The following is a 9,207-nucleotide window of genomic DNA, read 5'->3' as shown; positions in this document are numbered from 1 at the left end:
GCCCCACGCCCAGTGACACGACCCCGTCCGAACCGGAGCCGACGCCCACTGCCGCGGAGCCCAAGGCCTTGCCCCCGCCGCCAAGTGACAGCAGCAGCCCGAGCCCTCAAGCAAGCTGAAGGAAACTGAAGGCTCAATCCACCGGATCCGCCGGATGCGGTGCCACCAGCGGCAGCCGGGACGCCAGCCGTTCCTCGCACAGCTCGACCAGCCGGTCGTACGCGGCCTTGCCCATCATCTCGATGAGCTCGGGCCGGTACGTGACGTACACCGGCTCACCGGAGCCGTGCGCGGACGTCGCCGACGTGCACCACCAGTGCAGGTCGTGGCCGCCCGGACCCCAGCCGCGGCGGTCGTACTCGCCGATCGAGATCTGGAGTACACGAGTGTCGTCGGGCCGGTCGATCCAGTCGTACGTCCGTCGCACGGGGAGCTGCCAGCAGACGTCCGGCTTGGTCTCCAGGGGCTCGCGGCCCTCCTTCAGCGCCAGGATGTGCAGCGAGCAGCCCGCGCCGCCCTCGAAGCCGGGACGGTTCTGGAAGATGCACGAGCCCTGGTACGGGCGGGTCTGCCGGGAGCCCTCCTCGTCCGTCGAGACCCAGCCGGTCTCCATGCCGACGTCGTGGTTCTGCCAGACCTCCGGCGTGAGTCTCGCCACATGCCCTGCTACGCGCTTCTCGTCGTCCTCGTCCGAGAAATGGGCGCCGAGCGTGCAGCACCCGTCGTCCGCGCGACCCGCCTGGATGCCCTGGCAGCCGCTGCCGAAGATGCAGTTCCAGCGCGAGGTCAGCCAGGTCAGATCGCAGCGGAAGACCTGCTCGTCGTCGGCCGGATCCGGGAACTCCACCCACGCGCGCGCGAAATCGAGCCCCTTCTCGTCCGGCTCGGACGCCGGGACGGCGGCCTTCTGCGGAAAGAGCTTCTGAGACTTCTTCTGGGACTTCTTGGTCTTGCCGGTTGCCTTCGCCTGCGAAGAACCCTTGGCCGAAGTGTCTGAGCCTGCCGATTTGTCGGTCTTCGCCTTTTTCGTCTTTGGCACGAGTCCAGGGTAAGTCGCCCAAGACTGCTCCGGGGACCAGCAGGGGCTCAGCTCGCAGTAGCGTTCCGTCCATGAGACTCGGTGTCCTCGACGTGGGTTCGAACACGGTGCACCTCCTGGTGGTGGATGCACACCCTGGCGCGCGCCCGTTGCCCGCGCATTCACACAAGGCGGAGCTGCGGCTCGCCCAACTCCTCGACGAGAACGGGTCGATCGGCCCCGAGGGCGTCGACAAACTGATCTCCGTCGTCCGGGAGGCGCTCGACGCGGCCGAGGACAAGGGCGTCGAGGACCTCCTGACGTTCGCGACCTCCGCCGTACGCGAGGCGACCAACGCCGACGACGTACTGGACCGGGTGCGCACCGAGACGGGCGTAGAACTCCAGGTCCTCACCGGCGCGGAGGAGGCCCGGCTCACCTTCCTCGCCGCCCGCCGCTGGTTCGGCTGGTCGGCCGGAAAGCTGCTGGTCATCGACATCGGCGGCGGCTCCCTGGAGATCGCGTACGGCATAGACGAGGAACCCGACGCCGCGGTGTCGCTGCCACTCGGCGCGGGCCGCCTGACGGCCGCCTGGCTACCCGGCGACCCCCCGGACCCCGCGGACGTCAAGGCACTGCGTCGCCATGTACGCGCCCAGATCGCCCGCACGGTCGGAGAGTTCAGCCGTTTCGGCTCCCCCGACCACGTGGTGGCCACCTCCAAGACCTTCCGACAGCTGGCCCGCATCGCGGGAGCCGCCCGCTCAGCAGAGGGCCTCTACGTACAACGCGAACTAAAACGCCGCTCCCTGGAGGACTGGGTCCCCCAGCTGGCCACGATGACAGCCGATCAACGCGCAGAACTCCCCGGAGTCTCCGAGGGCAGAGCAGGCCAACTACTGGCAGGCGCGTTGGTGGCAGAGGGCGCGATGGACTTGTTCGGCGTGGAGACGCTGGAGATCTGTCCGTGGGCACTGAGGGAGGGCGTCATCCTCCGGCGCCTGGACCAGATGGCGACCACGTAAGCGCCCCATAGGGGCGGCGAAACAACAACGGCGATTAACGGCGATTAGGCGAACCGAACGACAACCAACGTCACCCTTCGGCCAAGCCGAACCGCCCCCGCACAACCGCAGGAGGCACCCCGTACTCTGTCCTTCGTGGCAGAACCAGTGGTCCGCATCCCGGATGCGAAGGTCGCGCTGTCGACGGCCTCTGTCTATCCGGAGTCGACGGCGACGGCCTTCGAGATCGCCGCGCGCCTCGGGTACGACGGGGTCGAGGTCATGGTGTGGACCGACCCGGTCAGCCAGGACATCGAGGCGCTGCGCAGGCTCAGCGACTACCACCAGATCCCGGTCCTGGCTGTCCACGCCCCATGCCTGCTCATCACCCAGCGCGTCTGGTCCACCGATCCCTGGGTCAAGCTCCAGCGCGCCCGGTCCGCCGCCGAGAAGCTCGGCGCGTCCACGGTCGTCGTGCATCCGCCGTTCCGCTGGCAGCGTCAGTACGCCCGCGACTTCGTCACCGGGATCTGGCGGATGGCCAACGAGACGGACGTACGGTTCGCCGTCGAGAACATGTACCCCTGGCGCTACCGCGACCGCGAGATGCTCGCGTACGCCCCCGACTGGGACGTGACGAAGGACGACTACCGCCACTTCACGATCGACCTGAGCCACGCCTCCACGGCCCGTGCCGACGCCATGCAGTTGCTCGACCGCATGGGCGACCGCCTCGGCCACGTCCACCTCGCCGACGGCCGGGGTTCGGCGAAGGACGAGCACCTCGTCCCGGGGCGCGGCGACCAGCCCTGCGCCGAGCTTCTGGAGCGGCTCGCCCTGAGCGGCTTCGACGGCCATGTCGTCATCGAGGTCAACACCCGTCGGGCCATGTCCAGCGCCGAACGCGAGGCCGACCTCGCCGAGGCCCTGGCCTTCACCCGGCTCCATCTCGCCTCGGCGCTGCGGGTCGCCGGCTCATGACCGGCACGGCCCCCAGACGCCGCGGACGCCCCTCCCGTACGCAGTCGGCGGACGCCCCCGCGACCCGTGACCGCATCCTGGCGGCGGCCCGCGAGGAGTTCTCCGAGCGCGGCTACGACAAGACCTCCGTACGCGGCATCGCCAAGACGGCCGGGGTCGACTCGGCGCTCGTGCACCACTACTTCGGCACCAAGGAGCAGGTCTTCGAAGCGGCCGTCGAGGTCGCCTTCGCACCCGCCCTGAAAGTGCGGGACACGGTCCTCGAAGGTCCCCTCGACGAGGTCGGTGAGCGCATGACCCGCGTCATCTTCGGCCTCTGGGAGAACCCGGTGACCCGTACGCCGCTCCTCGCGATCGTCCGGTCGGCGGTGAACAACGAGACCGCGGCCGCCGTCTTCCGCCGCCTCGTCGCCGCGCAGCTGATGCGCCGCATCGCCGGCCGCCTCGACGTACCGGACGCGGAACTGCGTACCGAACTCGCGGCCGCCCAGCTCGTCGGGGTCGCGATGATGCGGTACGTGATCAAGATCGAGCCGGTGGCGTCGGCGGACCCGGAGCAGATCATCGCGCGGATCGCGCCGGTGGTTCAGGGGCACCTGACGGGGCCCTGAATGAGGGGTCTTGACGAGCCTCCGGCACGGCCGCCGACCGAGACACACATCCCGTATTCCGGACGAGCCGTCGGGAACCCGGAGCACCGGCGTACGCTCGAAACCTGCCAGAACTCTCCGAAGGAGCGAGCGACGATGCCCGAGCTGAGGTCCCGCACAGTCACCCACGGCCGCAATATGGCGGGCGCACGCGCCCTTATGCGCGCCTCCGGTGTACCGGGCGCGGACATCGGCCGGAAGCCGATCATCGCGGTCGCCAACTCCTTCACCGAGTTCGTGCCCGGCCACACCCACCTGGCACCGGTCGGCCGGATCGTGAGCGAGGCCATCACGGCCGCCGGGGGCATCCCGCGCGAGTTCAACACGATCGCCGTCGACGACGGCATCGCGATGGGCCACGGCGGCATGCTGTACAGCCTCCCCTCCCGCGACCTGATCGCGGACAGCGTCGAGTACATGGTGGAAGCCCACTGCGCTGACGCCCTGATCTGCATCTCCAACTGCGACAAGATCACCCCGGGCATGCTCATGGCGGCCCTGCGCCTGAACATCCCGACGGTCTTCGTCTCCGGCGGCCCCATGGAGTCCGGCCGCGCGACCCTGGTCGACGGCACGGTCCGTACGCTCGACCTGATCGACGCGATCTCCGACGCGGTCAACGACAAGGTCTCGGACGAGGACATCCTCCGTATCGAGGAAAACGCCTGTCCGACCTGCGGTTCCTGCTCCGGCATGTTCACCGCCAACTCCATGAACTGCCTGACCGAGGCCATCGGCCTGTCCCTCCCCGGCAACGGCTCGGTCCTCGCCACGCACACGGCCCGCAAGGAGCTGTACGAGCGGGCCGGCGCCACCGTCGTCGAGCTGACCAAGCGCTACTACGACGAGGACGACGCCTCCGTCCTCCCGCGCGCCATCGCCACGCACGCGGCCTTCGAGAACGCCATGGCCCTCGACATCGCCATGGGCGGCTCCACCAACACGATCCTGCACCTGCTGGCCGCCGCCCAGGAGGCCGAGGCCGGCTACGACCTGAACGACATCGACGCCGTCTCCCGCCGCGTCCCGTGCCTCGCGAAGGTCGCGCCCAACGTCGCGCCGACGCGGACGTACTACATGGAGGACGTGCACCGCGCCGGCGGCATCCCCGCGATCCTCGGCGAGCTCTACCGCGGCGGCCTGCTGAACGAGGACGTCCACACCGTCCACAGCCCCTCCATCAAGGAGTGGCTGGACGCCTGGGACATCCGCAGCGGCTCGGCTTCCGAGGAGGCCATGGAGCTGTGGCACGCGGCCCCCGGCTGCAAGCGTTCCGCCGAGGCCTTCTCCCAGTCCGAGCGCTGGGAGGACCTCGACACGGACGCGGCGAACGGCTGCATCCGCGATGTCGCCCACGCGTACTCCAAGGACGGCGGCCTGGCCGTCCTCAAGGGCAACCTCGCCGTGGACGGCTGCGTCGTGAAGACGGCCGGCGTCGACGCGTCGATCTGGACCTTCGAGGGTCCGGCGGTGGTCTGCGAGTCGCAGGAGGAGGCCGTCGAGAAGATCCTCGCCAAGCAGATCACCGAGGGCGACGTCATCGTCATCCGCTACGAGGGCCCCAAGGGCGGCCCCGGTATGCAGGAGATGCTGTACCCGACCTCGTACCTGAAGGGCCGCGGCCTCGGCAAGGCCTGCGCCCTGGTGACGGACGGCCGCTTCTCCGGCGGCACCTCGGGCCTGTCGATCGGCCACGCCTCCCCGGAGGCGGCCTCCGGCGGCACGATCGCCCTGGTCCAGGACGGCGACCGCATCCGCATCGACATCCCGGCCCGCTCGATCGAACTCCTCGTCTCGGAGGAGGAGTTGGCGACCCGCCGTGAGGCCCTCGGCGGCGTGTACGCCCCGGCCGGCCGTGACCGTAAGGTCTCCGCCGCGCTGCGCGCCTACGCCGCGATGGCCACCAGCGCGGACAAGGGCGCGGTGCGGGACGTTTCGATGCTGGGCTGACGTCCCATACGCCCCTCGTAAGACGTAGGTAAAAGACGCCCCTCGCAGCGCAACTGTGCCGCTGCGAGGGGCGTCTAATGTGTGCAGAGCATGCCAAGTGACGGTACGTCTGCGCGTACCGTCCGCAAACGGGGGAGAACAGAATGAGTGAGAAGCTCGCCGGGACAGGCACCGAGGCGGAGGCAGGCACCGAGGGGAAGACGGGCACCGAGGAACTGTCCGCCACGGCGACGGTAGCGGCCACCTACACCGTGGTCGCCGACGTGAACGTGCGCTCCGGCCCCAGCACCTCGTACGCCATCGTGGGGCGCCTGTCCGCCGGAACCAGGGTCACCATCTACTGCCAGACCCCGGGCCAGACCATCACGGGCCCGCTGGGGACCTCCAACCTCTGGGACCGCATAGGCAGCGGCCGCTACGTCAGCGACACCTATGTCCGGACCGGAAGCAGCGGCTACGTCGCGCCACGCTGCTGACACCGGACGCTGGGCCGTTCGGCTGTGGGGGCCTCCGGGGCGTCACTCCGCCCTCGGCGGCTTCCGCACGTCGAAGCCGAACACCATGTTGCCGCTCGCCGTCCCGATCAGCGCCCGCCCGAAGAACACCACGCGCCCGCTGGTCATGGAGTCGGCGAGGCCTCCGCTCGCCCCCTGCGGGTCCGACGTCCACAGGACGCGGCCGTCGTCGGGATCGAGGGCGGTCACGCGCCCGCTGGCCGAGCTGAAGTACAGGGCGCCGCCCGAGGCCGTCGGACCGGACGCGGCCTCCACGCTCGTCTGGCGGGACCAGGCCTCCTTGCCGGTCGCCGGGTCCACCGTGGTGATCAGTCCGGCGGTCCCGGAGAAGTAGACCCTGTTTCCGGCGAGCCCCGGAACCGCGCCGGAGTACCGGCTCGGCAGCGCCGCGGACGTGACCCGGCCGGTCCGCGGATCGAGGCGTATCACCTTGGAGAACCCGTCGGTTGCGACGCCCGTGCGGTGCTCCTCCAGCAGGACGAGCGAGCCGTCGGCCGCGCCGCCCAGCGGCAGCACGTCGCCCGTCACCCGCATGGCCTTCCCGAGCCGTCCGGTCGCGACGTCGACCGTGTGGAAGGACTTCTGGGTCACCTCGAGCGCGTCGACCTCGGACCGCTGGGCGCACACCGCGTAGACGCGCTCACCCGCGACCAGCGGCGTACACGTGGAACCGGCCGGGAACGGCGTCCTCCACTGCGTCTTCCCGGTGGCGGCGTCGCGGGCCACCAGCCGGGATTCGGACGCGTCGGCCGCGTACACCGAGAAGCCCAGCAGCACGGCCTCGGCGGGCCGCCCGACGAGAGAGGTCGCGTCGCTCCCCAGCGGCGCCGACCACAGCTCCTCGCCATCCGCGGCGGTCAGGGCGACCACCTCCTCCGCGCCGCCGTCGTCCCCGGTGCGGTAACCGAGCACGGTGTCCCCGGAAACGCCGACGAAGTGCATGTTGTGCACGGGCACCCCGGGATTCGTACGGCTCCACACTCGGGTGCCGTCCGCGACATCGATCCGCGTGGCGACGACCCCGCCGCCCCCGCAGTACACGGAGTCGCCCCGCGCCGCACAGCGCAGCTCGTCGGGGATGTTCCGTCCGCCGCGCACCGTCACCTGCCACGGCCGGAACCCGTCGGGCAACTGCGCATCGGACGCGCTGACCGTCCGGCGGTCGCCGTCGGGGACGGTGTCCTGCCCCGCCGTCGCCCCGGTGCCGGACTGCAGTACGGCGGCCCCGCCCGCGATGGCGGCCACCGCCGCGGCGCACGCGACGACGGTGCGCCAGCGGCGGCGCAGCGTACGGCCGACGAGGGGACCGCCATCGCGGGCGCCCGCGGGATCCGCGGGCGCCGCGGGGTCCTTCGTGGGCTCCTTGGGACGCGCGGAGAGCAGCCGGGTGTCCGTATCCGTGCCCGGCCCGGCGGGGCCCTCTGACTCCGGCTGCCCCAAGTCCTCCGGGAGGGTGCGCAGTTGCTTCAGGAACTCGTCGGCGGAGGGGCGGTTCTTCGGCTCCTTGGCGAGACACGGCTCGACGAGCGCGCGCAGTGCGCCGGGCACCCGGTCCAGCGCCGGCGCCTCGTGCACGACCTGATATGCCGTCATGTACGGGCTGTCGGCGTCGAAGGGTCCCTGCCCGGTCGCCGCGAAGACCAGCAGCGTGCCCAGTGAGAACACGTCTGACTCGGGGCCGACGTTCCGCGGCGCCTGCAACTGCTCGGGCGACATGAACGGGGGAGTGCCGATGACCCGGCCCGTCATGGTCAGCGTCTGGTGGTCGGCGGCGCGCGAGATGCCGAAGTCGATGACGCGTGGCCCCTCCGGCGACAGCACGACGTTGGACGGCTTGAGGTCGCGGTGCACCACCCCGGCGCGGTGGATGTCGCGCAGTGCCTCGGTCAGCCCGATGGCGAGCATGCGCAGCTCGGCTCCGCCCAGCAGACCGTCCGCACTGATGCGTTGGGCCAGTGTGGGGCCCGAGATGTACGCCGTGGCCATCCACGGGTGGTGGCTCTCGACGTCCGCGTCCACCACGGCGGCGGTGAAGACACCGCTGACCCGCCGGGCAGCCGACACCTCCTGCCGGAAGCGGGTCCTGAACTCCTCGTCGCCCGCGAACTGCTGATGGATCAGCTTGATCGCGATCGGCCGGCCCGATGCCGTACGCGACAGGAAGACCGTGCCCATCCCGCCCGCGCCCAGGCGCGCCTCCAGCGGGTAGCCGCCGATCTCCTCCGGATCTCCTGCGCGGAGATGCACAGCCGCTCCACCTTCCCCGTACGTCACATCATGCCCACCCAAACTAGCGTCCCCATCGGTCGGCAGGGCCATCGCCCGGGTGGGAGGGCGGCCTCGACGTCCAGCTGCGGGGACGATAATCGGCCCATGAGCGACGAAACCGGGACCGGCGTCCCCGCGGGCCCTCAGCCCGAACCCCTCCGCTTCTTCGGCACGACCTGGGTGCGGCACGACCACGGCTACGCCGCCCGCCGCATCGCCGCCGCCGTCGGCTCGCTGGCCGCGGCTGCCGTCGCCTGCCTGGTCCTCCGCTTCGCCTACGAGGGTCTGCGGATCGCCGAGACCGGCGGCTTCGTCACACTCCTCATGGTCGTGATGTTCACGATCTGCAGCGCGCTGGCCTTCCGCCACACCTGGGACAGCTACACCCGCCGCCCCGACCCCGACCGCCAGGCCTCCCTCCGCGGCCTCCTGGCCGTCGGCTTCATCGGCTCCCTCCTCGCCTATTTCTTCCGCTCCCTCATCGAGGCCCCCGGCGAAAAACTCCACCGCGAGGAATACGAGACGGCCCGCAAACAGCACGAGAAACGCACCACCCGCCGCACGGGCAACCCATCGAAGAAGCGCCGCCGCGCATAGCGAGCTGCCCGGCGGAGCAACCAGCCACGACGCACCCGCAGCTCCTCACGCCCGGAAACTCACCGCCCTCTCACCGGAAACTCACTGTTACCGCCACCCACCCCCGGCCACCATGGCCATATGTCCACGACGCCCCCGCCGCAGCCCTCCGCCCTCCACGCGACCCGAGCCCACTCCTTCAACGCCGCCGCGGCCCAGTACGCCGCCAACCGCCCCTCCTACCC

At 70.6% G+C, this 9,207-nt stretch carries 8 protein-coding genes; 6 read left to right on the top strand and 2 right to left on the bottom strand.

Annotated features, from left to right (window positions below):
* Nucleotides 1–133: 133 nt before the first annotated feature.
* Nucleotides 134–1,039 (bottom strand): hypothetical protein, encoded by a 906-nt coding sequence (locus G6048_RS44465; RefSeq protein ID WP_165345311.1) that lies wholly within the window; start codon nucleotides 1,037–1,039, stop codon nucleotides 134–136.
* A 71-nt stretch (nucleotides 1,040–1,110) separates the two neighbouring features.
* On the opposite strand from G6048_RS44465, the gene G6048_RS44460 reads away from it, so the two are divergent.
* The 5 genes from G6048_RS44460 to G6048_RS44440 all read left to right on the top strand — a co-directional run bounded on the left by G6048_RS44460 (nucleotide 1,111) and on the right by G6048_RS44440 (nucleotide 6,079).
* The gene (locus G6048_RS44460; RefSeq protein ID WP_165345310.1) at nucleotides 1,111–2,043 is read left to right on the top strand and encodes a Ppx/GppA phosphatase family protein; all 933 of its coding nucleotides are present in this window, start codon (nucleotides 1,111–1,113) and stop codon (nucleotides 2,041–2,043) included.
* A gap of 135 nt (nucleotides 2,044–2,178) precedes the next feature.
* Nucleotides 2,179–3,003 (top strand): sugar phosphate isomerase/epimerase family protein, encoded by an 825-nt coding sequence (locus G6048_RS44455; protein ID WP_165345309.1) that lies wholly within the window; start codon nucleotides 2,179–2,181, stop codon nucleotides 3,001–3,003.
* Nucleotides 3,000–3,614 (top strand): TetR/AcrR family transcriptional regulator, encoded by a 615-nt coding sequence (locus G6048_RS44450; protein ID WP_165345308.1) that lies wholly within the window; start codon nucleotides 3,000–3,002, stop codon nucleotides 3,612–3,614. The genes G6048_RS44455 and G6048_RS44450 overlap by 4 nt, the downstream gene beginning before the upstream one ends.
* A 135-nt stretch (nucleotides 3,615–3,749) precedes the next feature.
* Nucleotides 3,750–5,603 (top strand): dihydroxy-acid dehydratase, encoded by a 1,854-nt coding sequence (ilvD, locus tag G6048_RS44445; RefSeq protein WP_165345307.1) that lies wholly within the window; start codon nucleotides 3,750–3,752, stop codon nucleotides 5,601–5,603.
* A 143-nt stretch (nucleotides 5,604–5,746) separates the two neighbouring features.
* On the top strand, nucleotides 5,747–6,079 hold the full coding sequence (locus tag G6048_RS44440; protein WP_165345306.1) for an SH3 domain-containing protein: 333 nt from the start codon (nucleotides 5,747–5,749) through the stop codon (nucleotides 6,077–6,079).
* Between the two features lie 42 nt (nucleotides 6,080–6,121).
* Here G6048_RS44440 and G6048_RS44435 read toward each other — a convergent pair whose 3' ends face one another.
* On the bottom strand, nucleotides 6,122–8,365 hold the full coding sequence (locus G6048_RS44435; protein WP_165345305.1) for a protein kinase domain-containing protein: 2,244 nt from the start codon (nucleotides 8,363–8,365) through the stop codon (nucleotides 6,122–6,124).
* A gap of 126 nt (nucleotides 8,366–8,491) precedes the next feature.
* On the opposite strand from G6048_RS44435, the gene G6048_RS44430 reads away from it, so the two are divergent.
* Nucleotides 8,492–8,983, top strand: a complete 492-nt coding sequence (locus G6048_RS44430; RefSeq protein WP_165345304.1) for an EamA/RhaT family transporter — start codon at nucleotides 8,492–8,494, stop codon at nucleotides 8,981–8,983.
* Nucleotides 8,984–9,207 lie beyond the last annotated feature (224 nt).

This window comes from Streptomyces ureilyticus (genome assembly GCF_011045025.1).
GTDB lineage: Bacteria > Actinomycetota > Actinomycetes > Streptomycetales > Streptomycetaceae > Streptomyces > Streptomyces ureilyticus.
This window is presented reverse-complemented; position numbering and strand designations above follow the sequence as displayed.